This window comes from Bacillus sp. JK74, from assembly GCF_053663395.1.
Window position 1 is genome coordinate 134,776 of the sequence record NZ_JBSJQB010000006.1, and the last position, 25,692, is coordinate 160,467.

At 51.6% G+C, this 25,692-nt stretch carries 18 protein-coding genes; 13 read left to right on the plus strand and 5 right to left on the minus strand.

Annotated features, from left to right (window positions below):
- The first annotated feature begins 113 nt into the window (after positions 1-113).
- Both ACWJJ5_RS16590 and ACWJJ5_RS16595 read left to right on the plus strand, forming a co-directional pair.
- Positions 114-518: a methyl-accepting chemotaxis protein gene (locus ACWJJ5_RS16590; RefSeq protein WP_369719111.1), complete on the plus strand. Its 405-nt coding sequence runs from the start codon at positions 114-116 to the stop codon at positions 516-518.
- 128 nt (positions 519-646) lie between these two features.
- Positions 647-1,546 carry an SDR family oxidoreductase gene (locus tag ACWJJ5_RS16595; protein WP_014304589.1) on the plus strand — a complete coding sequence of 300 codons (900 nt, stop codon included), beginning with the start codon at positions 647-649 and terminating at the stop codon, positions 1,544-1,546.
- 46 nt (positions 1,547-1,592) lie between these two features.
- Here the strand turns inward: ACWJJ5_RS16595 and ACWJJ5_RS16600 are convergent, their stop codons facing one another.
- The gene (locus tag ACWJJ5_RS16600; protein ID WP_014304590.1) at positions 1,593-2,660 is read right to left on the minus strand and encodes a tetratricopeptide repeat-containing glycosyltransferase family 2 protein; all 1,068 of its coding nucleotides are present in this window, start codon (positions 2,658-2,660) and stop codon (positions 1,593-1,595) included.
- A gap of 158 nt (positions 2,661-2,818) precedes the next feature.
- Between ACWJJ5_RS16600 and ACWJJ5_RS16605 the strand changes: the two genes are divergently transcribed.
- The 3 genes from ACWJJ5_RS16605 to ACWJJ5_RS16615 all read left to right on the plus strand — a co-directional run bounded on the left by ACWJJ5_RS16605 (position 2,819) and on the right by ACWJJ5_RS16615 (position 6,567).
- On the plus strand, positions 2,819-4,708 hold the full coding sequence (locus tag ACWJJ5_RS16605; protein WP_167859969.1) for an ABC-F family ATP-binding cassette domain-containing protein: 1,890 nt from the start codon (positions 2,819-2,821) through the stop codon (positions 4,706-4,708).
- A 188-nt stretch (positions 4,709-4,896) separates the two neighbouring features.
- On the plus strand, positions 4,897-5,319 hold the full coding sequence (locus ACWJJ5_RS16610; protein WP_017419084.1) for a MerR family transcriptional regulator: 423 nt from the start codon (positions 4,897-4,899) through the stop codon (positions 5,317-5,319).
- Between the two features lie 63 nt (positions 5,320-5,382).
- Complete coding sequence (locus ACWJJ5_RS16615) at positions 5,383-6,567, plus strand: MFS transporter (RefSeq protein WP_094247169.1); 1,185 nt, start codon at positions 5,383-5,385, stop codon at positions 6,565-6,567.
- A gap of 43 nt (positions 6,568-6,610) precedes the next feature.
- On the opposite strand, the gene ACWJJ5_RS16620 is transcribed toward ACWJJ5_RS16615, so the two are convergent.
- Positions 6,611-8,167, minus strand: coding sequence for an ABC-F family ATP-binding cassette domain-containing protein (locus tag ACWJJ5_RS16620; RefSeq protein ID WP_173613120.1), 1,557 nt, complete (start codon positions 8,165-8,167; stop codon positions 6,611-6,613).
- Positions 8,168-8,338: 171 nt separating this feature from the next.
- Here ACWJJ5_RS16620 and ACWJJ5_RS16625 point away from each other — a divergent pair, with 171 nt between their 5' ends.
- Both ACWJJ5_RS16625 and ACWJJ5_RS16630 read left to right on the plus strand, forming a co-directional pair.
- Positions 8,339-9,469, plus strand: a complete 1,131-nt coding sequence (locus ACWJJ5_RS16625; RefSeq protein ID WP_146276308.1) for a DEAD/DEAH box helicase — start codon at positions 8,339-8,341, stop codon at positions 9,467-9,469.
- A 73-nt stretch (positions 9,470-9,542) separates the two neighbouring features.
- The gene (locus ACWJJ5_RS16630) at positions 9,543-9,989 is read left to right on the plus strand and encodes a GNAT family N-acetyltransferase (protein ID WP_063174325.1); all 447 of its coding nucleotides are present in this window, start codon (positions 9,543-9,545) and stop codon (positions 9,987-9,989) included.
- 53 nt (positions 9,990-10,042) lie between these two features.
- Here the strand turns inward: ACWJJ5_RS16630 and ACWJJ5_RS16635 are convergent, their stop codons facing one another.
- Together ACWJJ5_RS16635 and ACWJJ5_RS16640 are read right to left on the minus strand one after the other, a co-directional pair.
- On the minus strand, positions 10,043-11,062 hold the full coding sequence (locus ACWJJ5_RS16635) for an NADP-dependent oxidoreductase (RefSeq protein ID WP_454022553.1): 1,020 nt from the start codon (positions 11,060-11,062) through the stop codon (positions 10,043-10,045).
- Positions 11,063-11,190: 128 nt separating this feature from the next.
- The gene (locus ACWJJ5_RS16640; protein ID WP_050515827.1) at positions 11,191-11,541 is read right to left on the minus strand and encodes a DUF3212 family protein; all 351 of its coding nucleotides are present in this window, start codon (positions 11,539-11,541) and stop codon (positions 11,191-11,193) included.
- A gap of 190 nt (positions 11,542-11,731) precedes the next feature.
- On the opposite strand from ACWJJ5_RS16640, the gene ACWJJ5_RS16645 reads away from it, so the two are divergent.
- From ACWJJ5_RS16645 to ACWJJ5_RS16665, 5 genes are all read left to right on the plus strand, one after another.
- Entirely contained in the window at positions 11,732-12,079 is a 348-nt protein-coding gene (locus ACWJJ5_RS16645; RefSeq protein ID WP_003155650.1) for a general stress protein, read from the plus strand.
- A 163-nt stretch (positions 12,080-12,242) separates the two neighbouring features.
- Positions 12,243-13,508: a pectate lyase family protein gene (locus tag ACWJJ5_RS16650; protein ID WP_454022554.1), complete on the plus strand. Its 1,266-nt coding sequence runs from the start codon at positions 12,243-12,245 to the stop codon at positions 13,506-13,508.
- Positions 13,509-13,632: 124 nt separating this feature from the next.
- Positions 13,633-15,069: an anion permease gene (locus tag ACWJJ5_RS16655; protein WP_015417012.1), complete on the plus strand. Its 1,437-nt coding sequence runs from the start codon at positions 13,633-13,635 to the stop codon at positions 15,067-15,069.
- A 106-nt stretch (positions 15,070-15,175) separates the two neighbouring features.
- Entirely contained in the window at positions 15,176-15,883 is a 708-nt protein-coding gene (locus tag ACWJJ5_RS16660) for a hypothetical protein (protein ID WP_043866907.1), read from the plus strand.
- Positions 15,884-15,997: 114 nt separating this feature from the next.
- Positions 15,998-22,939, plus strand: a complete 6,942-nt coding sequence (locus ACWJJ5_RS16665) for an NTTRR-F1 domain (RefSeq protein ID WP_454022574.1) — start codon at positions 15,998-16,000, stop codon at positions 22,937-22,939.
- Positions 22,940-23,029: 90 nt separating this feature from the next.
- Here ACWJJ5_RS16665 and ACWJJ5_RS16670 read toward each other — a convergent pair whose 3' ends face one another.
- Positions 23,030-23,329, minus strand: coding sequence for a hypothetical protein (locus tag ACWJJ5_RS16670; RefSeq protein ID WP_454022555.1), 300 nt, complete (start codon positions 23,327-23,329; stop codon positions 23,030-23,032).
- A 288-nt stretch (positions 23,330-23,617) separates the two neighbouring features.
- Between ACWJJ5_RS16670 and ACWJJ5_RS16675 the strand changes: the two genes are divergently transcribed.
- On the plus strand, positions 23,618-25,624 hold the full coding sequence (locus ACWJJ5_RS16675) for an exosporium glycoprotein BclB-related protein (protein ID WP_454022556.1): 2,007 nt from the start codon (positions 23,618-23,620) through the stop codon (positions 25,622-25,624).
- Positions 25,625-25,692: the final 68 nt, after the last annotated feature.

The following is a 25,692-nucleotide window of genomic DNA, read 5'->3' on the forward strand; positions in this document are numbered from 1 at the left end:
TTGAAAAATCAGCCAAGCTTCATGATGTCGCTGAAAGCCTGTCCGCCGTCGTGGAACAGACCGCTTCGGCGATCGCGGATATCTCAGAATCTATCAGCGGTTTCTCAGCACAGATGACCGGAATTTCCGCTCAGGCGAAACAAGTCAGTGAAAGCGCGGGAGAAATCGCCGACATTTCCGTCACTGTCAAGGGCATCTCGGATCAAAGCAATCTGCTCGGTTTGAATGCGGCCATTGAAGCCGCGAGAGCAGGAGAATCCGGCAAGGGCTTTTCCGTGGTGGCGGATGAGATCCGCAAGCTTGCCACTCATTCAAAAGACAATGTCGGCCAAATTGACCAGATTACGAAAAAAATCCACAGCCTGCTGAAAGGGCTGGAGGACTCAATTGAATCCATCAACCAGAACACGGACGGCCAAGCGGCGGCGGTAGAACAAATTTCTGCCACGATGCAGGAGATTTCAGGAAGCGCCCAGCATTTAGCGAAAATGGCTGAAAACGTGCTCGGAGAATCATAAAAAAAGGGAGCTTACGGGCTCCTTTTTTGTTTTCCCTTATCAATCGGAAACTGCACTTACACGTTTGATCCGTCATGCTAAAGGGGTACACATACGAATACATCACCAATGATAAAGGAGAGTCTTGTATGTCTGATGCAAATCTGCACAACCCGCTGACGAAATATGATCATGATGAATTTCCAAAACAATATCAAGAACCGCCCGGTTTGCAGAAAGAGATGAAGCCTGTGCCGGACTGCGGTGAAACAAGCTATAAAGGAGCCGGCAAGCTGAAGGGAAGAAAAGCCCTCGTCACCGGCGGCGATTCAGGTATCGGCCGGGCCGCCGCAATTGCTTATGCCCGGGAAGGGGCGGATGTGGCCATTAACTATCTGCCTGAGGAACAGCCGGATGCAGAAGAAGTGAAAGCGTTAATTGAAAAAGAGGGAAGAAAAGCCGTTCTGCTGCCGGGAGATTTAAGCGATGAAGCGTTTTGCGGAGAATTGGCGGAAAAAGCGTATCAAGAGCTTGGCGGTCTTGACACGCTCGCTCTTGTCGCCGGCAAACAGCAGGCAGTGGATGATATCAGCGATCTTACTACAGAACAAATCTATCAAACATTTGAAGTCAACGTATTCTCACTGTATTGGCTCGTCAAAGCCGCGCTTCCGTATCTGCCGGAAGGCGCGTCTATTATCACGACAACGTCCGTAGAAGGGTATAATCCAAGCCCGATGCTGTTGGATTATGCCGCGACGAAACATGCCATTATCGGTTTTACCGTCGGCCTAGGAAAGCAGCTGGCGAATAAAGGAATCAGAGTCAACTCGGTAGCGCCGGGGCCGATCTGGACACCGCTGCAGATTTCAGGAGGACAGCCCGGTGAAAACATTCCGAAATTCGGCAAGGAAACACCGGCCGTTCCATTACAGCGTGCCGGACAGCCGGCGGAGCTGGCAGGGATTTATGTCTTTTTGGCCTCAGAAGAATCGAGCTATGTGACATCCCAAATTTACAGTGTCAGCGGAGGAATTCCGACAGCGTAATCAATAAAGAGCTGCCCTGCATACGGGGCAGCTCTTATTTTCGTTGTTATGTGCCGAGCACGTTTTGATTATACAGGACACTCGGATGTGACGGATGATAGGAGGCGGCTTTGTCGTTATGAATCTTCGCTTTTTCTTTGTCGCCGAGCTGCCAGTGGCAGACGCAGAGCTGCAGATGGGGGTACCAGGTGGAATATTCGAGCTGGGTAAAGCCTGCATCACTGCTTTTGGCGGATAGGGCGAGCTCATACCAAAACACGCCCTGCCGGTATTGCCGTTTCTCCGCAAAATAGTCGCCGAGCCTGCAGCAGAACTCCGGCCGCGGACAATCGATCAGAAATGATTTTAAGAGAGACGTCATGGCGGCCTCTTCATGGCCGACCGCTCTGTAGCAATCGGATAGATATTGGCACGTTCTGATCTCGTCTTCGATCCAGCACTGTTTTGTGGAAAGAAAATGGTGATAATACGTGATGGCGCGCTGATACTGGCCGTGATCCTTTAATTCATTCGCGAAGTAAAACAAATCGCGCGGTGTCATCGTTTCACTGTTTTCCGCCATTTTCTCATAAATCTTCAAGTTGCGGTCTGAGGGAGGCGAGTGCTTTTTCTCGGATTTCCGGTGTGTGACGGCAATATCGGTTTCTATGATGTTTCCGTATACTTCAAGATACTCATGCACGGCTCCGATCCAGCGGAATCCTTTTTCACGCTTGACGAGTCGGTTGCGGCGGTATCTGAAGCTGACCTCTCCCCGATCATCAAAGCCGACGTGATAATACATGGATACCGCGTCCACCTCTTTTGAAAGCGACGCCTTTAGTTCAATCAGCTTTTCACGGTCCTTTTCCGTCAGCATATCGTCGGCGTCCAGCCACAGAATATAATCCATTTCCGCTTTCGAAAACACAAAATTACGGGCGGCCGCAAAGTGATCGATCCATTCAAAATCATAAATCTTATCCGTATAACGGGCCGCGATTTCTTTCGTCCGGTCGGTCGAGCCCGTATCAGCAATCACAATTTCATCCGCAATGTCTTTGACGGAATCAAGACAGCCCGCAAGCACTTCCTCTTCATTTTTCACGATAACGCACAAACTGACGCTGATCATGTCATCACCTCTTCCCCTCCAGTGTATAAAAGGAGAGGCGGAAACATTCTTCGGACAAAATGATCTCTTCCAGGAAATTTGTCTGTCCTTTTACTAGTTTTATTCCAGCGCCTGATTTAAAATGAACACATGAACTTACGTGAGGATTGATAGGAACCATGAGCATCATAAAAGCGGAAAACCTTTATAAAACATACGGAGATAAGACATTATTCGACCATATCTCCTTTCATATTGAAGAGAATGAAAGAATCGGTTTAATCGGCCCGAACGGAACGGGGAAGTCTACGCTTCTGAAAACCATTGCCGGCCTTGAATCAACGGAGGAAGGCGAGATTACGTCTTCAGGAAACGTGCATATTGAGTTTTTGCATCAGGACCCTGAGCTTCCGGCCGGACAAACCGTTCTTGAACATATTTATTCCGGCGGATCAGCCGTCATGAGAACGATGAGAGAATACGAAAAAGCGCTTCAGGCGCTGAATGAAGAACCGGAAAATGACCAGCGCCAGAAACACCTGCTTGATGCGCAGGCCCAAATGGACGCGAATGATGCGTGGGAGGCGAATACGTTAGCCAAAACGGTTTTAACCAAACTTGGCGTCACCGATCTGATGAAGGATGTCAGTGAGCTGTCCGGCGGCCAGAGAAAGCGCGTCGCGATTGCGAAAAACATCATCCAGCCGGCTGACCTGCTCATTTTAGATGAACCGACAAACCACTTGGACAATGAAACGATTGAATGGCTGGAAGGCTACTTATCGCAATATCCGGGCGCCGTTATGCTTGTCACGCACGACAGATATTTTCTGAACAGGGTGACGAACAGAATTTACGAGCTTGAGAGAGGCAGCCTTTATACGTATAAAGGAAACTATGAAGTATTCCTGGAAAAACGGGCCGAACGGGAAGCGCTGGCGGAGCAGAAAGAAACAAAACGTCAAAACCTCCTGCGCCGCGAATTGGCGTGGCTCAGAAGAGGAGCGAAAGCGCGCTCGACGAAACAAAAAGCGAGAGTGGACAGAGCGGAGGCGCTCAAGGAGCAAAAAGGGCCGGCAGTCTCCGGATCACTCGATTTCGCGATCGGTTCCCACCGTCTCGGAAAACAAGTAATCGAAGCCGATAACGTCGCCATTACCTATAACGGCCAAGCGCTGATCAGCCAGTTTAATGAGCTTGTCATCCCGGGGGAACGAATCGGCATCATCGGGCCGAACGGAATCGGGAAAACGACACTTTTAAACAGCCTCGCCGGCAGAATTCAGCCTGACAGCGGTAATATCACCATCGGGCAGACGGTCCGGATCGGCTACTACACCCAGGATCACAGCGAAATGAACGGTGATATGAAAGTCATTGACTATATAAAAGAGACGGCTGAAATCGTCAAAACGGCGGAAGGCGATGTCATCACCGCGGAACAAATGCTTGAGCGTTTTCTGTTCCCGCGTCCGATGCAGCAGACATATATCAGAAAGCTGTCGGGCGGGGAAAAGCGCCGTCTGTACTTGCTGAATGTACTGATGCAGGAGCCGAATGTGCTGTTTTTAGATGAACCGACCAATGATCTGGACACAGAAACATTAAGCGTGCTCGAGGATTATATCGAACAGTTCCCGGGCGTCGTCATCACTGTATCCCATGACCGCTATTTCCTTGACCGCGTCGTGGACCGCCTGATTGTATTTGAAGGACACGGCATCATTTCCCGTTTCCAAGGTTCGTACAGTGAATACATGGAACAAGCAAAAGCGAAGAAGACGGCGGTAAAACAGCCGGCCGAAGAAAAAAAGGCGGAAGAAGAGCCGAAGAAAAAGCGCAAAAAGCTTTCGTACAAGGATCAGATCGAATGGGACGGCATCGAAGACAAAATCGCCGGCCTTGAAGAAAAGCATCAGCGTCTGGAAGCGGAAATCGCTGAAGCGGGAAGTGATTTCGGAAAGATACAAGAACTGATGGCCGAACAGGCAAAAACGGCTGAAGAGCTTGAAGCGGCGATGGAACGCTGGACCGAATTGTCACTGATGATTGAAGAACTTGAGAATTAAGAAAAGCCGGTACGACCCCCGAGAAGATGGCGGGTCATACCGGCTTTTTGTTTTAAACAAATGTCTCCCGGCGCTTTAAAGACAAAGGTTCCGTCCAAGCCAAGTTTATCCGGCATAGAAAGTTTACGTTTACGTTAATGTTCAAATGGTGTATAATAGAAACAGATACGACAAGAGGGGGATTCACCTTGGAATGGATGAAGATTGATCAAGTTGCCAAGCGAAGCGGACTGACAAAACGAACCATTCGTTTTTACGAGGAGATTGGTTTGATTCCTGCTCCTAAACGGACAGAAGGCGGCGTCCGGCTTTACTCTGAAGATGATATGGAAGAGCTCGAAAAAGTCACCAGCACAAAAGAAGTGCTCGGTTTTTCCCTTCAGGAGCTTCAGCAGTTTATGGAGATGAGCCGTCAGCTGGAATTAAACAAAGAGGGGTACTTGTTGTCACTGGATCCGAAGGAACGGAAAGAAAAGCTGGAAGAGATTCAGCACGCTTTGAACCACCAGCTTGAGATGATTGATGAGAAGATCAGCACATTTCAGCATTTTAAAACGCGCCTTAACGGAATGAAAGAACAAGCTGACCGCGCCATTCAATCAATCGAATGATTTTGCTGTAAACGCTATGGATATAGCGTTTCTTTTAATGGATGAAACAGGAGGTCTGGTCAAATGGATACATCATCACAGCAGAAAACAGGCTTATTCAGCCAGCCGAAAGCCGTTTGGGCGGTTGCGTTTGCCTGTGTGATTTCCTTTATGGGAATCGGTCTTGTCGATCCGATTCTTCCGGCGATCGCCGCACAATTACATGCTTCACCTAGTGAAGTATCTCTGTTATTTACAAGTTATTTGCTCGTTACCGGTTTTATGATGTTTTTCTCCGGCGCGATTTCCAGCCGGATCGGCGCAAAATGGACGCTGCTTCTCGGACTTATTTTTATCATCGTGTTTGCCGCTCTCGGCGGAAGCTCAAGTTCAATCGCTCAGCTTGTCGGCTATCGCGGCGGCTGGGGACTTGGGAATGCTCTCTTTATTTCAACCGCGCTTGCCGTCATCGTCGGTGTATCTGTCGGCGGCAGCGCCAAAGCTATTATTCTGTATGAGGCCGCGCTCGGACTGGGAATTTCCGTCGGGCCGCTTGCCGGCGGAGAGCTGGGCAGCATTTCATGGCGCGCTCCGTTCTTCGGAGTGTCTGTCCTGATGTTTATAGCGCTTTGCGCGATTTCACTCATGCTGCCGAAGCTGCCGAAACCGGCGAAACGCGTCGGTGTGTTTGATGCGATGAAGGCGCTCAAATATAAAGGCCTTTTGACAATGGCAGTATCTGCATTCTTATACAACTTTGGATTTTTTATTTTGCTTGCTTATTCTCCGTTCGTGCTGGATTTAGATGAACACGGTCTTGGATATGTCTTCTTCGGCTGGGGCCTTCTGCTGGCAATTACGTCAGTCTTTACGGCGCCGCTCGTGCACAAAGCGCTGGGCACAGTGCGTTCGCTCGTCGTTCTCTTTATCGCCTTTGCGGCCATTCTCGTTATTATGGGGGTCTGGACTGACCATCAGACGTTGATCATTACATGTATCGTTGTTGCCGGTGCCGTTCTCGGTATGGTGAATACGATCATGACAACCGCTGTGATGGGTGCTGCGCCGGTTGAACGTTCAATCGCGTCTTCAGCCTACAGCTCAGTCCGCTTTATCGGCGGTGCGCTCGCTCCGTGGATTGCGGGAATGCTGTCAGAACACTTCACCGCAAGCACTCCATATACAGTAGGCGGGATCGTCGTTTTTGTCGGCATGCTTGTCCTTCTCATGGGACGCAAACATCTCGCCGGAATAAAAGCCGGACATTAAGAAAAAAAGGAACTTCCGCACAGGCGGGAGTTCCTTTTTGTGTTTACAGCACTTTCGTCGTCCAAGACTCACAATTCCATGTTTCCGTCGCGATATCCAAGTAAAACTCGGGTTCGTGGGAAATCAGCAGAATGGAGCCTTTGTATTCTTTCAGCGCGCGTTTCAGCTCTTCTTTCGCATCGACATCCAGGTGGTTTGTCGGTTCGTCAAGCACAAGTAGATTTGTTTCTGAATTGATCAGCTTGCACAGTCTGACCTTCGCTTTTTCTCCTCCGCTGAGAACGGAGACGCGGCTTTCAATGTGTTTGGTCGTCAGGCCGCATTTGGCGAGGGCGGCGCGGATTTCGTACTGGGTAAAGGAAGGAAATTCGCTCCACACTTCTTCGATGCACGTATTGTTATTGGTTTCTTTCACTTCCTGCTCGAAATAGCCCGTGTATTGATGCTCGCCGCGCTCCACCGTGCCTTCCAGCGGCTGGATTTCACCGAGCAGGCTTTTTAACAGCGTCGTTTTCCCGATGCCGTTTGCGCCGTACAGGGCGACTTTCTGTCCGCGCTCCATTCTGAGATTGAGCGGGCGTGAAAGCGGAGTATCGTAGCCGATGACTAAGTCCTTCGTTTCAAAAATGAGCTTGCCTGACGTTCTCGCAGGCTTGAAATGGAATTCCGGTTTCGGTTTTTCGGCCGCCAGTTCGATCATATCCATCTTATCAAGCTTTTTCTGACGGGACATCGCCATATTTCTCGTGCTGACCCGGGCTTTGTTGCGGGCGACGAAATCTTTCAGCTCAGCCACTTCCTGCTGCTGTTTTTTGTAGGCGGCTTCGAGCTGCTGTTTTTTCACTTCGTAGACTTCCATAAACTGATGATAATCACCGACATAACGGGTCAGCTCCTGATTTTCCACATGATAAATCAAATTGATCACGCTGTTTAAAAACGGAATGTCATGAGAAATTAAGATGAACGCATTTTCATATTCCTGCAAATAGCGTTTCAGCCATTCAATATGCTGTTCATCAAGGTAGTTGGTCGGTTCGTCCAACAGAAGGATTTCCGGTTTTTCCAAAAGCAGCTTGGCGAGCAGCACTTTTGTCCGCTGTCCGCCGCTTAAATCAGTGACGTCGCGGTCAAGTCCGACATCCTGCAGGCCGAGGCCGCGGGCGATTTCTTCAACTTTGCTGTCAATCACGTAGAAATCATTGTTTGTCAGGGCGTCCTGAATGACACCGACATCTTCAAGCAGCTGCTCAAGCTCATCAGGGTCCGCTTCGCCCATTTTGTTGTAAATCTCGTTCATTTCTTCTTCCATCGCAAATAAGTAATGGAACGCATCCTTCAGCACGTCGCGGATCGTTTTTCCTTTTTCAAGCACGGTATGCTGATCGAGATAGCCGACACGCACGTTTTTCGCCCATTCAACCTTACCCTCATCAGGCTCAAGCTTTCCGGTAATAATATTCATAAACGTTGATTTACCTTCGCCGTTTGCTCCGATTAAGCCGACGTGTTCCCCTTTTAAAAGACGGAACGATACATTGTTAAAAAGCGCACGGTCACCGAAGCCGTGGCTTAAATCTTTTACGGATAAAATACTCATCATTACACCTCTATCGTTATCAGACACGCTTTTTTTATCATGTGTCTTTCTCATTTATGATTATAAAGGAGGAGACCGTTTGTTAAAAGGCTTGGAAGGAAAAAGAAAATTGCGTTTGGCGCGTGCATTTGAGATACTATGGAGTAGATTTTAAGAATTGAGGAGAACGACATGACCCAAACATGGCCATTTTTACAGCATACACAACCATTTATCGCCGAAAACTGGGAGACGTCAGGTTTTCAGGAGCCGACCGTTATTCAGGAAAAAGCCGCTCAGGTGATCATGGAAGGGAAAGACGTCATTGCCGAATCCCCGACGGGAACGGGAAAAACATTGGCGTACACGCTTCCGGTTCTGGAGCGGATCAACCCGGAACAGAAACATCCGCAAGTGATCATTTTAGCGCCGTCCCGCGAGCTTGTGATGCAGATTTTTCAAGTGATTCAGGAGTGGAAAAAAGGCTCCGATCTTCGCGCTTTGTCTTTGATCGGCGGGGCGAACGTGAAAAAGCAGGTGGAGAAGCTCAAAAATAAACCGCATATCATTGCAGGCACACCGGGCAGGGTGCTCGAATTGATTCAGGCGAAAAAGCTGAAAATGCATGAAGTCAAGACGATCGTTCTTGATGAAGCGGATCAGCTCGTGACAAAGGAACACCGCGAAACGATGAAAAAAATCATTAAAACGACGCTGAAAGACCGACAGCTTCTAAGCTTTTCCGCTACGCTGCAGCCGGAGACAGAAGAGGTGCTGAATGCCATCGCACATGAACCGGCCGTTTTGAAAGTGGAGCGGAATACGGCGGAAAAAGCGCGCGTCACACATCAATATCTCGTCTGCGATCAGCGGGATAAAGTAAAGCTTTTGCAAAAGCTGTCACGCCTGAACGGCATGCAGGCGCTCGTGTTTGTCAGAGATATCGGAAATTTAAGCGTCTATGCGGAAAAACTCGCCTATCACCATGTGGATCTCGGCATCCTGCATGGAGAAGCGAAAAAAATGGAGCGGGCAAAGATATTATCAGCGTTTGAACGGGGAGAATTTCCGCTGCTTCTGGCGACTGACATTGCGGCGCGCGGACTCGATATCGATGATCTTCCGTACGTCATTCACGCGGACATCCCGAATGAAGACGGATATATCCACAGATCCGGCCGGACGGGGCGGGCCGGTAAAGAGGGAACCGTACTCAGCCTTGTCACGCCGATGGAAGAATCCAAACTGAAAAAAATGGCCAAATCACTCGGAATTGAGCTGAAAGAGGCCGTTTATTCAGGCGGAAAATTATCTGAGAAATAAGAAACGGAGGGCGGGAAGCCCTTCTTTTTTTATTGTAAAATAATAGAAAAGGTTCGGGCAGGGGAGTGGGAAGATGGGTTCAATAGACCGATTTCAAATATTGAAGGAACGTGAGCTGAAAATACTTGAACACTGGTTTAAGAACGATAACATCAGACGGAGAATGGATGCGATGCTGCCATTAGACGCGTGGTATGCACGATTGAATAAAGATGAAGACGATACTGTCATTATGGCATATGACGGGCAGCTTCCGGCAGGAATGGTCTCTATAGAGTTTGTGGAGGAACGGGCGTATATCGGATTGATCGTCAATCCTTTGCACCAGCTTCAAGGGTACGGAAAACAGATTTTGCAAAAACTGCTGACTGATCCATGGTTTACCGGCGTGCGGGAATGGGCGGCAAGCATCGAAAAAGACAATCAAATCAGTTTAGCCTGCTTTCAAGCAGCGGGATTCACTTTGGAAGATACGGAGCCTGATGAAGACGGCTTTCTGACTTTGATTCTTCGCGGCTGATGCGAAAAAGCAGAAAAGGAGGGGACAAAGCCCTCCTTTTTTTCATCATCATGTTAACTTAGATCACTGACTTTGATGATCTGTTTGCCTTTGTTTTCTCCTTTAAACAGGCCGAGAAAGGCGTCTGGAATATGGCTGAATCCTTCCGTAATCGTTTCTTCATAATGAAGCTTTCCGTCCTTGAGCCATTCGGCCAATTGTTTCGCGCCTTCGGAAAAGCGGTCAGCATAATCACTGACGATGAACCCCTGCATCAGCGCTTTTGTTTTGATCAGCTTCGGCTGGACGCGGGGGCCCATGTCTTCCTCTTCACTTTCGGTATTATATGAAGAGATCGCTCCGCATACCGGAATGCGGGCGAATTCATTCAGCAGGTTTATCACCGCATCTGAAATCGGTCCGCCGACATTGTCAAAATAGACATCGACGCCGTCAGGGCATGCCTGTTCAAGCGCTTTTTGAATATCATCCGCCGTTTTGTAATTAATGGCTTCATCAAATTGAAGCTCCTCTTTCAGGTACGCGATTTTTTCGTCAGAACCGGCGATGCCGACAACCCGCGCGCCTTTGATTTTGGCAATCTGCCCGACCGTTGAGCCGACGGCGCCCGCAGCCCCTGAAACGACGACGGTTTCGCCCTTTTTCGGACGGCCGATATCGAGCAGCCCGAAGTAAGCGGTCAGTCCGGTCATCCCTAAAATGCCGAGATACGCCTGGGCGGGTGCGATATCCGTATCCAACTTGCGGAGGGCGGACTCATTGACGGCTGAATATTCCTGCCATGCGAGATTTCCGATCACAACATCTCCTTTTTTCAGCTTATCGCCGTCTGTCAGAACCTCGGCAATCACTCCGCCTGTTATGGCTTCATCTAAAGCGAACGGATCTACATATGATTTTGTATCCTGCATCCGTCCGCGCATGTACGGATCAACGGACACATAACTCGTTTTCACAAGCACTTCGCCGTCTTTCGGTTCGGGAACGGCAATCGTTTCAAAGCGGAAATCGTCATGGACGGGAACGCCTTTGGGGCGTCTTGCCAATTGAATCTGCTGCTGATTTTTCGGCATGATGCATCCTCCTTCAACATGAGTGTTTGTTCCAAATGTAACACGAACCATTTCCCGAATACAAAATCAAACCGTCCGCCGGCAACAAAAAAAGAAGGGCCAGGGCCCTTCTTTCCTTATATGCGTATTTAAAAGAATAACCGGTACACATCGGTGTTTTTCTCATGTTCCAAATATTCATAGGCATTCGTTTTTGAAGAATGAAGCATGTCAGCGGTAATGACGGGCTGAAGCGCGGTCAGATAAGAACCCAGCTTATTTTCAATTTCTTTCGGCAGAACGGATTCGATATCACCGATATTGATAATGATAGAGAAAACGAAATCGATATTAATATGAAAAGTATCTTCAGCAAAGACCGTAAGCTCTTTTATTCCATCCGGGCAGCGGGTATGCCGGCGGAATACCTGCTTCACTAAATCACTGACAACCCAAGCGTTAAATCGCTGTTCCGGTGAAAAGTAATGAATAGGAACCACCTCCCTGCTTAATCGGCTCATGAAGATTTTTATTTTTCTGAAAATGTAGCTTTCCCTACTGTAACATGTCCCGCCGGAAAATATCCACCGACAATCTGCCCGTTTTTTCCCGGAACTCTCTTTCTTTTGTTTGACCTTTGGTTGAGCGGGTAAACATCCAATATACAAAAACAAAAGGGAGGACTTATCAATGAAACCGGTAGTAAGAGAATATACAAATGATCAAAAACTGATGCAGGACGTAAAAGAGCTTCAGCAATTGGGTGTCGCAAAAGAAGACGTATATGTGCTTTCTCATGATGACGACAGAACGGACCGCCTGGCAGATAATACTGATGTCAATACCATCGGAGCGAAAGAAACGGGCATTAAACACGCGGTCGGCAATATGTTTAATAAAAAAGGCGACGAGCTCCGCAACAAAATTCACGAAATCGGCTTTTCAGAAGAGGAAGCATCACAATTTGAAAAGCGCTTAGATGAAGGAAAAGTTCTTCTGTTTGTCACGGATAACGAAAAAGTAAAATCATGGGCGTAAGCTGAACAGATCCCAAGGGGTTTTCGGTCCCTTGGGATTTTTTTGCGGTTTCCGCAATAAAACCGAAAGGCACATGCTGTACATTTTCGGTGCCGTTTCTCAACTGATTTGATAGAATTCAATTGTAATAAATTGGAATGAAAAATCAGGAGGAGCACAATTCATGAAAAAAATGTTATTTATGCTGGCGGTTTGTTTATGTATGATCCCTGCGGACGTCTATGCCGCTGACCTGGGACGGCAGACGTTAGGAACAAATGACGGCTGGGGAGCCGCTTCCGGCGGGACAACCGGCGGCGCGAAAGCCTCTTCATCGAATGTCTACACCGTATCAAACAGACAGCAGCTCGTTTCTGCATTAGGGGGAAGCGCCAACAGCACGCCGAAGATTATTTACATACAAGGCACAATCAATATGAATACGGACGACCGGAATAAAACGCTCGGCTTTAATGATTATAAAGATCCGGCATATGATCTCAACGCTTATCTGAAGGCGTACGACCCGGACAAATGGGGGAAAAAAGCGCCGTCAGGCACCCAGGAAGACGCCAGACATCGATCTCAAAAAAACCAGAAAGCACGGGTCGTGATTGACATTCCTTCAAATACGACGATCATCGGTTCGGGTTCAAATGCCAAAGTGACAGGCGGAAGTTTTAATATAAAGAACGGCGTCGACAATGTCATCATCCGCAACATTGAATTTCAAGACGCTTACGACTATTTTCCGCAATGGGACCCGACGGACGGCAGCAGCGGCAACTGGAACTCGGAATATGACAATATCACCATTAACGGCGCGACGCACATCTGGATCGATCATTGCACCTTTAATGACGGATCGAATCCCGACAGCGGTTTTCCTTACTATTACGGGAGAAAATATCAGCACCATGACGGCCAGACGGATATAGCCAACGGGGCGAATTATATTACATTGTCCTATAATAAATATCATGACCATGACAAAGGCTCCGTCATCGGAAACAGCGACAGCAAGACGTCGGATGAAGGAAAACTGAAGGTGACCATTCACCATAACTATTACCAGAACATCGTTCAGCGCGCACCGCGGGTCCGGTACGGGCAGGTTCATATTTATAATAATTTTTACGCAGGCTCTAAAAGCGCCGCATACCCGTTCAGCTATGCGTGGGGCGCGGGCCACGCGTCAAAAATATATGCCCAGAATAATGTCTTTGAAGTGCCGGGACTGGCTGCTGATAAAGTCATCAGCGTCTTCAGCGGCGGAAAAGCGCTTCATGAAGACGGCACTCTTTTAAATGGCGCCGCAATTAATGCGTCAGCCGCCAACGGATTAAGTCAGTCCGTCGGCTGGACACCGTCATTGCACGGTTCCATCGGCTCATCATCAAATGTAAAATCAGATGTTATATCTAAAGCCGGGTCGGGTATATTAAAATAATAAACAAGAAGCACAAAGGAAAATATTCCTTTGTGTTTTTTAATTAACAAAAACGTTTATTAACTTAGTTAAGTAGTAAAATGGGATAGGGGATGGAAGACAACAAAATAGGAGGAGACCTGTAATGGCTTCAGAAAAAGACGCAAAAAAACAGCAGGCAGTAAAAATCATTCCTTTGCTTATTACTGTTGCTGTGGGATTAATCATTTGGTTTATTCCCGCGCCGTCCGGACTTGAACCTAAAGCATGGCATTTGTTCGCTATTTTTGTCGCAACAATTATCGGCTTTATCTCCAAGCCCTTGCCAATGGGCGCAATTGCAATTTTTGCATTGGCAGTCACCGCGTTAACGGGAACGCTATCTATTGAAAATACGTTAAGCGGATTTGGAAACAAGACAATCTGGCTGATTGTCATCGCCTTTTTTATTTCCCGGGGATTTATCAAAACCGGGCTCGGCGCCAGGATTTCTTACGTATTCGTACAACGGTTCGGGAAGAAAACACTCGGCCTTTCTTATTCACTGCTTTTCAGTGATTTAATTTTATCACCTGCCATTCCGAGCAACACGGCACGGGCGGGCGGCATTATTTTTCCTATTATCAGATCATTATCCGAAACTTTCGGATCAACGCCGGCAGACGGAACAGAGCGGAAAATCGGCGCTTTCTTATTAAAAACCGGTTTTCAAGGAAACTTGATTACGTCTGCGATGTTTTTGACGGCAATGGCGGCGAACCCGCTGATCGCCAAGCTGGCCCACGATGTCGCAGGGGTGGACATCACATGGACAAGCTGGGCAATCGCGGCCATTGTACCGGGATTGGCGAGCTTAATCATTACGCCGCTCGTCATTTATAAGCTGTATCCGCCGGAAATTAAAGAAACACCGGACGCGGCTAAAATCGCAACGGAAAAATTGAAAGAAATGGGTCCGTTTAAAAAATCCGAACTCTCCATGGTCATCGTCTTTTTATTGGTGCTTGCGCTGTGGATTTTCGGAGGAAGCTTAAATATCGACGCAACGACGACGGCCCTGATCGGATTATCCGTTTTGCTTTTGTCACAGGTATTAACATGGGAGGACATCAAAAAAGAACAAGGTGCATGGGATACGCTGACTTGGTTCGCGGCGCTTGTGATGCTGGCGAATTTTCTGAATGAGCTCGGCATGGTGTCTTGGTTCAGCGATATGATGAAATCATCTGTTTCCGGTTTTTCATGGATTGTGGCATTTATGATTCTGATTGTCGTGTATTATTACACGCATTACTTCTTTGCGAGTGCAACCGCGCATATCAGCGCCATGTATGCGGCATTTCTCGCCGTCATCGTGGCGGCAGGCGCTCCGCCGCTGTTGGCGGCGCTCAGCCTGGCGTTTTTCAGCAACCTTTTCGGTTCGACGACGCATTACGGATCAGGAGCGGCTCCGGTCTTTTTCGGAGCGGGTTATATCTCGCAAAGCAAATGGTGGTCCATCGGCTTTATCCTGTCAATCGTCCATATTGTGACATGGCTTGTGATCGGCGGATTATGGTGGAAAGTATTAGGGTTATGGTAGAAGAAAAAAGGCAGACTCAGGTCTGCCTTTTTTTATTTCTGTAAGGAATGGGAAGGGCCTGCACATGATGACTTCAATGCGAATAGAATATTGCCGGGGTGATATTATGAGCAGCGGCCGTAATCAATACATGATATTGAAACAGAAACCTTACAAATATATGAGCAGACATATGAAACGCCGGTATGAACAATTACCATGTGAACTTGAAAGTCCGGAAACAGGGACGGAAAAACGGTTTCCGTCTTCAGATGAAAATCGATCTGCCTTGTGCGTACCCGGGCTGCGAGGTCCCGAAGGCAAAAGAGGACCCGCCGGCTCCCGCGGTCCGCAAGGGGAGGCGGGTCCGCCCGGTCCGCCCGGTCCCCCGGGGCCTGAGGGTCCGCCGGGAGCGGTTCCTGCGGTAGCTTTTCAAAATACAGCAGAACTAATGACGATTCCGTTAGAAGGAACACCGATAAACGTGTTAAGCGCAGTGATAGCTGCGCCGACAGATCAATTGGTGAAAACGGATGCCGTCATACAAGTAAATGTGGAATTAGATCCGCTCGCGTCTCATTTCTCATTGGTCTTAGCTGTCAATCTGCAAAGAAATGGCGTATCGATACAAACACAGAGACAAGAGAGGAACCTCTTTTCTTCAGGCGGGCAAATCATAGGAATTCCTTTTACGTACATCGACGAAATGAAGGCGGATGAAACAGCCGCGTATCAGCTCTATTTATCCGTCCTTTCTTCGAACTACGTAACACAAGTCGCAGCGGCAAACCGCTCCCTCATTGCGACGGGATTCCCCATTCAAGGATCGGATTAAGGTGATGAAAAGAAATCACCTTTTTTATTTAGGTTGTCAAAACACAGCCCGTATTAATATGCTGTCTTAATAAGTAAGACGGTCAACAACGGGAAGGAGAGGGAAAAAGATTGAATGAATAATCCGATTATAAACGGGAGCTTTGAAACAGGCACATTAGCGGGCTGGAGTTCGGCAAATACCCAGATTAACAGTTTGTTTGCACATTCAGGGAGATATTCTGCGCAATTTATTGGAGCTCAGCCATATGCTTACCTCAGTCAAATCGTTCCCATTTCAGCCAAGTCAGTGACTCTATTCGTATCACTCGCAACGCTTGGAAATGAGCCAAGTCCCCAAGTCACTCTCCAGATCATCTATGTCAGCGCAGCAGGTGAACAAATCAGTTCCATTCAAGAAAATATCACACCCGGAAATTTGCCGAACGTGCTCTTTCACACATGGTCTGAAATCTATAAAACAAGCAGTGTGCCTTCTGGCGCGGCCTCTGCCGTCATTGTATTAAGTAAAGTTTCTTCCGGCACGGTTTTAATAGACGATGTTTCATTGGCGCAAACCGGGGGTGAACCTGGCGTAACAGGAATTACAGGTCCCACTGGAGTGACGGGCCCCACAGGAGTGACCGGAGCAACTGGTGCAACTGGAGCAACTGGTTCAACCGGGGCAAGAGGAGCGACGGGTGTAACCGGCCCAAACGGAGTAACTGGTCCGACAGGAGTAACTGGAGCTACCGGCTCGACTGGTGTAACAGGAGCAACCGGAACCACGGGCTCAACGGGAGCAACGGGAGCAACCGGCCCCACCGGAGCAACGGGTGCATCCGGGGCGACAGGCGCAACGGGAATAACGGGAGTAACCGGCTCGACCGGTCCAACGGGAGAGATCGGCCCAACCGGAGTAACGGGTCCAACTGGAGTGACTGGCTCAACTGGTGTAACCGGCCGAACCGGAATAACAGGCTCAACAGGAACGACCGGCTCAACTGGTGCAACAGGACCAACTGGTTCAACCGGTTCAACAGGAGTGACTGGGGCAACGGGGATAACCGGAGCGACTGGAGCAACCGGAGCGACAGGTACAACAGGCCGAACTGGTTCAACGGGAGAAACCGGAGCAACTGGAGTGACTGGTGCAACGGGGATAACAGGAGCGACTGGAGCAACCGGAACCACGGGCTCAACTGGAGTAACAGGGGCGATTGGAGCAACCGGCTCAACCGGAGTAACGGGTCTAACTGGTGTAACGGGCTCAACTGGTGTAACAGGAGCAACGGGATCGACAGGCTCAACCGGCACAACCGGTGTAACGGGAGTGACTGGGTCAACGGGGATAACCGGAGCGACTGGAGCAACCGGTCCAACTGGAGTTACTGGGGCAACTGGAGAAACTGGCTCGACCGGGGATACCGGAGCTACTGGAGTAACCGGCCCAGCAGGAGCAACGGGATCAACCGGCGCAACAGGCCCAACCGGCTCAACAGGTCCAACTGGTGTAACAGGAGAAACCGGCTCAACTGGTGTAACAGGAGCAACGGGATCGACAGGCTCAACCGGCCCAACCGGTGTAACGGGAGTGACTGGGGCAACGGGGATAACCGGAGCAACCGGCCCAACCGGAGCAACGGGGATAACCGGAGCGACTGGCGCAACCGGGGTAACAGGTTCAACCGGAGCCACGGGAGAAACTGGCCCAACCGGCGTAACAGGTTCAACCGGAGTGACTGGGTCAACAGGAGAAATCGGAGCGACCGGTGTAACTGGCTCAACAGGAGAAACTGGGGCAACGGGAGAAACCGGAGCAACGGGAGTAACTGGAGCAACCGGTCCAACCGGAGCAACGGGTGCAACAGGATCAACCGGTTCGACTGGTGTAACCGGTGCAACAGGATCAACCGGTTCGACTGGTGTAACCGGTGCAACAGGATCAACCGGTTCGACTGGTGTAACCGGTGCAACAGGATCAACCGGTTCGACTGGTGTAACCGGTGCAACAGGAGAAACTGGCCCAACCGGCGTAACTGGTGCAACCGGAGTGACTGGGTCAACAGGAGAAACCGGAGCGACCGGTGTAACGGGGTCAACTGGTGTAACGGGCTCAACAGGAGCAACCGGAGAAACTGGCGCGACTGGCTCAACGGGCTCAACTGGAGTAACAGGAGCAACCGGAGCAACCGGTCCAACTGGTGTAACGGGCTCAACTGGTGTAACAGGAGCAACGGGATCGACAGGCTCAACCGGCACAACCGGTGTAACGGGAGTGACTGGGTCAACGGGGATAACCGGAGCGACTGGAGTAACCGGCGCAACCGGGGCAACGGGGGTAACTGGAGAAACCGGCCCAACGGGAGAGGCCGGTCCAACCGGATCAACAGGCTCAACCGGAATAACAGGAGCAACAGGACCGACAGGCTCAACCGGAATAACAGGAGCAACAGGACCGACAGGAGCAACCGGTCCAACTGGAGAAACTGGCTCGACCGGGGATACCGGAGCTACTGGAGTAACCGGCCCCGCAGGAGCAACGGGATCAACCGGCGCAACAGGGCCAACAGGTTTAACAGGATCAACAGGAGCAACCGGAACCACGGGCTCAATTGGAGTAACAGGTCCAACCGGCTCAACAGGTCCAACGGGTGTAACAGGAGCAACCGGGGCAACGGGGATAACCGGAGCGACAGGAGCAACAGGAGCAACAGGTGTAACTGGCTCAACAGGCCCAACTGGCTCAACCGGAACAACCGGGGCGACGGGAGTAACCGGATCAACAGGAGTAACAGGCTCAACCGGTGCAACGGGATCGACAGGAGCGACTGGGGTAACTGGGACAACAGGAGTAACCGGTGCAACGGGAGAAACTGGCCCAACCGGAGAAACTGGGGCAACCGGAGTAACTGGGGCAACGGGGATAACCGGCGCGACCGGTATAACAGGTCCAACTGGATCGACAGGAGAAACCGGAACCACGGGCTCAACTGGAGTAACAGGGGCGACTGGAGAAACCGGCCTAACCGGAGTAACGGGTCCAACTGGTGTAACGGGATCAACCGGTGTAACTGGGTCAACCGGTGTAACGGGATCAACCGGTGTAACTGGGTCAACAGGAGAAACCGGCGCGACCGGTGTAACTGGGTCAACAGGAGAAACCGGAGCGACTGGTGTAACTGGGTCAACAGGAATAAACGGAGCGACTGGTGCAACAGGAGTAACAGGCACAACCGGAGAAACCGGTGTAACAGGGCCAACAGGAGAAACAGGCTCGACCGGGGATACCGGAGCTACTGGAGTAACCGGCCCAACCGGAGCAACGGGGGTAACAGGGGCGACTGGAGAAACCGGGTCAACTGGGGAGACTGGAGCAACGGGGATAACTGGAGCAACCGGCTCAACCGGAGTAACGGGTCTAACTGGTGTAACGGGCTCAACTGGTGTAACAGGAGAAACGGGATCGACAGGCTCAACCGGCCCAACCGGCACAACCGGTGTAACGGGAGTGACTGGGTCAACGGGGATAACCGGAGCGACAGGAGCAACCGGTCCAACTGGAGTTACTGGGCCAACAGGAGAAACTGGCTCGACCGGGGCAACCGGAGCAACGGGGGTAACAGGAGCAACCGGGTCAACTGGGGAGACTGGAGCAACAGGGATAACAGGAGCAACAGGCCCAACCGGAGCAACGGGTTCAACCGGAGTAACAGGTGCAACGGGAGAAACCGGTGCAACGGGAGTAACTGGAGCAACAGGACCGACTGGAGCAACCGGAGCTACTGGAGTAACCGGCCCAACAGGGGCAACGGGGGTAACTGGAGAGACCGGTCCAACCGGAGCGACTGGGGTAACGGGTGTAACCGGGGGAACGGGAACAACCGGACCGACAGGACCGACAGGAGAAACCGGCCCAACCGGCCCAACGGGAGAGACCGGTCCAACCGGAGAAACGGGTGCAACAGGATCGACTGGACCAACAGGGCCAACAGGTTTAACAGGATCAACAGGAGCAACCGGAACCACGGGTTCAACCGGAATGACTGGAGTAACAGGAACAACCGGTTCGACTGGTGTAACCGGTGCAACGGGAGAAACTGGCCCAACGGGAGAGACCGGTCCAACCGGAGCAACGGGTGCAACAGGATCGACAGGACCAACAGGGCCAACAGGGCCAACAGGGCCAACAGGGCCAACAGGTGTAACAGGATCAACAGGAGCAACCGGAACCACGGGTTCAACCGGAATGACTGGAGTAACAGGCTCAACCGGTTCAACTGGTGTAACCGGTGCAACGGGAGAAACTGGCCCAACCGGCGTAACTGGTGCAACAGGAGTGACTGGGTCAACAGGAATAACCGGTGAAACAGGAGCGACGGGAGTAACTGGTTCAACTGGAATAACCGGATCGACCGGTCCAACCGGCCCAACAGGTGCAACGGGAGTAACTGGAACCACGGGATCGACAGGCACAACCGGCCCAACCGGTGTAACGGGAGTGACTGGGTCAACGGGGATAACCGGAGCGACTGGTGCAACAGGGCCAACAGGAGCAACCGGAGAAACCGGAGCGACCGGTGTAACTGGGTCAACAGGAATAACCGGACCGACTGGCTCAACGGGAGAAACCGGTTCAACCGGAGCAACGGGTGCATCCGGAGCAACCGGCGCAACGGGAATAACTGGAGAAACCGGAGCAACAGGATCGACTGGTGTAACCGGATCAACAGGCTCAACCGGAATAACAGGGGCAACGGGTCCAACAGGGTCAACTGGTTTAACGGGAGTGACTGGTTCAACCGGAGAAACCGGCCCAACTGGGGTCACGGGCTCAACTGGTGTAACAGGTCCAACTGGATCGACTGGTGCAACAGGAGTAACAGGCACAACCGGAGAAACCGGTGTAACAGGGCCAACAGGAGAAACAGGCGCGACCGGGGCAACCGGAGCTACTGGAGTAACCGGCCCAACCGGAGCAACGGGGGTAACAGGCGCGACAGGAGCAACCGGGTCAACTGGGGAGACTGGAGCAACGGGGATAACCGGAGCGACTGGAGCAACCGGTCCAACTGGAGTTACTGGGGCAACTGGAGAAACTGGCTCGACTGGAGCAACAGGACCGACTGGAGCAACCGGAGAAACTGGCTCGACCGGGGATACCGGAGCTACTGGAGTAACCGGCCCAACAGGGGCAACGGGGGTAACTGGAGAGACCGGTCCAACCGGAGCGACTGGGGTAACGGGTGTAACCGGGGGAACGGGAACAACCGGACCGACAGGACCGACAGGAGAAACCGGCCCAACCGGCCCAACGGGAGAGACCGGTCCAACCGGAGAAACGGGTGCAACAGGATCGACTGGACCAACAGGACCAACAGGGCCAACAGGGCCAACAGGTGTAACAGGATCAACAGGAGCAACCGGAACCACGGGTTCAACCGGAATGACTGGAGTAACAGGCTCAACCGGTTCGACTGGTGTAACCGGCGCAACCGGAGTAACGGGCCCAACCGGCGCAACAGGGCCAACAGGAGAAACCGGCCCAACAGGGGCAATGGGGATAACTGGAGAAATCGGCCCAACGGGAGAGACCGGTCCAACCGGAGTAACAGGAGCAACAGGATCGACTGGCATAACGGGTTCAACCGGCCCAACAGGAGTAACAGGAGCAACCGGTTCGACTGGTGTAACAGGTTCAACGGGAGAAACTGGCCCAACCGGCGTAACTGGTGCAACAGGAGTGACTGGGTCAACAGGAGAAACCGGCGCGACCGGTGTAACAGGGTCAACAGGAATAACCGGAGCAACGGGATCGACAGGTTCAACCGGCCCAACAGGTGCAACGGGAGTAACTGGCCCAACAGGAGAAACTGGTGCAACGGGAGAAACCGGCGCAACCGGTGTAACAGGGTCAACAGGAATAACCGGAGCAACGGGATCGACAGGCTCAACCGGCCCAACAGGTGCAACGGGAGTAACTGGAGCGACCGGAGTAACTGGCCCAACAGGAGAAACTGGTGCAACGGGAGAAACCGGCGCAACCGGTGTAACAGGGTCAACAGGAATAACCGGAGCAACGGGATCGACAGGCTCAACCGGCCCAACAGGTGCAACGGGAGTAACTGGAGCGACCGGAGTAACTGGTGCAACGGGAGTAACTGGCCCAACCGGAGTAACGGGTCCAACTGGTGTAACGGGATCAACAGGTGTAACAGGAGAAACCGGAGCAACTGGAGTGACTGGAGCAACGGGGATAACAGGAGCAACTGGTGCAACCGGGCTAACTGGAATAACAGGCGCGACGGGCCCAACCGGTGTGACTGGCCCAACAGGGGTTACTGGCTCAACAGGAGCAACAGGATCAACAGGATCGACTGGCGCAACCGGTACAACCGGCCCAACAGGATCAACCGGATCAACAGGCTCAACCGGAATAACAGGAGCAACAGGTGCAACCGGAGAAACCGGAGTAACAGGAGTAACAGGTGCAACCGGCTCAACTGGAGTAACAGGAGCGACAGGTACAACAGGCCTAACGGGTCCAACTGGAGCAACGGGAGTGACAGGAGCAACAGGAGCAACCGGCACAACCGGCCCGACTGGTGTAACCGGGGCAACCGGAGTAACGGGCCCAACAGGCCCAACAGGCCCAACCGGCGCCACAGGCAGTACACCAACCTTGCTCTTCACAAGAACCAACGGGCCGCTCACTGTTTATCCGCCGTTAAATACAGAGGTTCCCATTGCTACGCTGGCAATCCCGGTTAACGCTTTGCAGAATGTAAAGCTTGATTATGCACTCAGTGTCGCGCTAACAACTGCAGCGAATTCAAACTTTGTTTTTGAAGTGAGATTATATAGGGGAGCAGTGCAAATTCATACAAGAACTCTGTCGCGAACTAATACTACCGCAGCTACGGATAGTTTTTCGATTGCTGATACAACAGTGGATACAGCGCCGACCGCAGGAACAAATACGTACCAGTTGAGAGTTGTTTTCACAACTGCAAATAATATAACAGCAGCGTCAGCTCTCAATATCGATTTTAACAGCATTCGTTTCCCGACAACCTAATGACAATAGCAGACTGATATTTTAAAGATGAAAGACCTGACTTATGCACAGTTAGGTCTTTTTTCTCTAAAAGCTGTGCATGGTGCAGCCTTAAGAACATTTGAAAATTCGCCCAATAGAAATGGGATTTTGCCACACCTTTTTCTTTTGCGGAAATATTATGCAAGAAGAGGTGGTGTAATGAGAAAAGGAGATACTTGGTATAACAGATACGACTCTTGGGATTACGACTGCCGGAATTGTAATGAGTGCTGCTGTCATTTTCAACATAAAAGAAGAAATCAAAGGCGCAGTTATCAAAATCGGGCCCATTGCTGTGAAGAATTCTGTTGCAAGACCTCTTGCTGTCATGAAAGATGGTGTCCATGCTGTCATCCAAATCATTTTCATGTAAGAGGATTCACCGGAGCAACGGGGTGCACCGGAGCAACGGGGCTGACCGGAGCAACGGGGTTCACTGGAGCAACAGGGCTGACTGGAGCAACGGGGTTCACTGGAGCAACAGGGCTGACCGGAGCAACGGGGTTTACCGGAGCAACGGGCTCGACTGGTGTAACCGGTGCCACGGGAGCAACCGGCGTCACTGGAGATCCCGGCACGACTGGAGCAACTGGCGCCACGGGAGCCACGGGAGTAACGGGAGCAACCGGGGTAACCGGAGTTACTGGAGTAACGGGCTTGACCGGAGCAACCGGGATCACCGGAGTAACAGGCGCTACCGGAGTAACAGGCGCTACCGGAGTAACAGGCGCTACCGGAGTAACAGGCGCTACCGGAGTAACAGGAGCGACAGGAATAACGGGAGCCACCGGGGTAACAGGCGCTACCGGAGTAACAGGCGCTACCGGAGTAACAGGAGCGACAGGAATAACGGGAGCCACCGGGGTAACAGGCGCTACCGGAGTAACAGGCGCTACCGGAGTAACAGGCGCCACCGGAGCAACAGGCGCCACCGGAGTAACAGGTGCTACCGGAGTAACAGGCGCCACCGGGATAACGGGAGCCACTGGGATCACCGGAGCTACTGGAGTAACGGGCTTGACCGGAGCAACCGGGATAACGGGAGTAACAGGAGCTACAGGAGCTACAGGATTAACGGGAGCAACCGGGGTAACAGGTGCTACCGGAGTAACGGGAGCAACCGGGATCACCGGAGCTACTGGAGTAACAGGCGCCACCGGGGTAACGGGAGCCACCGGAGAAACAGGCGCCACCGGGATCACCGGAGTAACGGGAGCAACTGGAGTAACCGGGGTAACGGGAGTAACAGGAGCAACCGGGGATACTGGAGCAACCGGAATAACAGGCGCCACCGGAGTAACAGGGGCTATCGGAGTAACAGGTGCTACCGGAGTAACAGGGGCTATCGGAGTAACAGGTGCTACCGGAGTAACAGGCGCCACCGGAGATACTGGATCTACCGGAATAACAGGAGCGACCGGAGTAACAGGAGCAACCGGGGTAACGGGAGTAACCGGAGCAACAGGCGCCACCGGAGTAACAGGTGCTACCGGAGTAACAGGCGCCACCGGGATAACGGGAGCCACTGGGATCACCGGAGCTACTGGAGTAACGGGCTTGACCGGAGCAACCGGGATAACGGGAGTAACAGGAGCTACAGGAGCTACAGGATTAACGGGAGCAACCGGGGTAACAGGTGCTACCGGAGTAACGGGAGCAACCGGGATCACCGGAGTAACGGGAGCAACTGGAGTAACCGGAGTAACAGGCGCCATCGGAGTAACGGGAGTAACCGGAGTAACCGGGATCACCGGAGTAACGGGAGCAACGGGATCAACTGGAGTAACAGGCGCCACCGGAGTAACAGGCGCCACCGGAGTAACAGGAGCGACAGGAATAACGGGAGCCACCGGAGTAACGGGAGTAACCGGAGTAACGGGATCAACTGGAGTAACCGGAGAAACGGGAGCAACCGGGATAACGGGAGCCACCGGAGTAACCGGAGTAACCGGGATCACCGGAGTAACCGGAGTAACAGGCGCCACCGGAGTAACAGGCGCTACCGGAGTAACCGGGGATACTGGGATAACGGGAGCCACCGGAGTAACGGGATCAACTGGAGTAACCGGAGTAACCGGAGTAACCGGAGTAACCGGAGTAACAGGCGCCACCGGAGTAACAGGCGCAACTGGGATCACCGGAGCAGGCGCGATCATTCCTTATGCTTCAGGTCTTCCCACTGCCGTGACGACCATTGCCGGCGGATTAATCGGAACGGTGAGCCTTGTCGGGTTCGGCAATTCTGTGACGGGCGTCAATGTCGGAGGGGGAGGCGCAATTGATCTTACCGGGGCTGGAGGAACTCTGCTGAACTTTGCTTTTTCTGCTCCGAGAAGCGGAACCATTACATCAATTGCCGCCTATTTCAGTACAACCGCAGCACTGTCGCTTGTCGGCTCGACTGTTACGATAACCGCACAACTATACAGTTCTACTGTGCCGAACAATACGTTCACGCCGATCCCCGGAGCATCCGTCACTTTAGCTCCTCCCCTCACCGGCGTATTGTCAATCGGCAGCATCAGCAACGGAATCACGACAGGGCTGAACATTGCGGTAACTCCTCAAACCCGGCTGTTAATGGTATTCTCCGCCACTGCGACAGGCCTTTCGCTTATTAATACAGTGGCGGGATATGCAAGCGCGGGAGTTACAATTTCCTGATAGATTGCAGACTGACTTCGGTCAGTCTTTTTTATGTGTTATATCAATTGTGTAAAAGTAAATATATA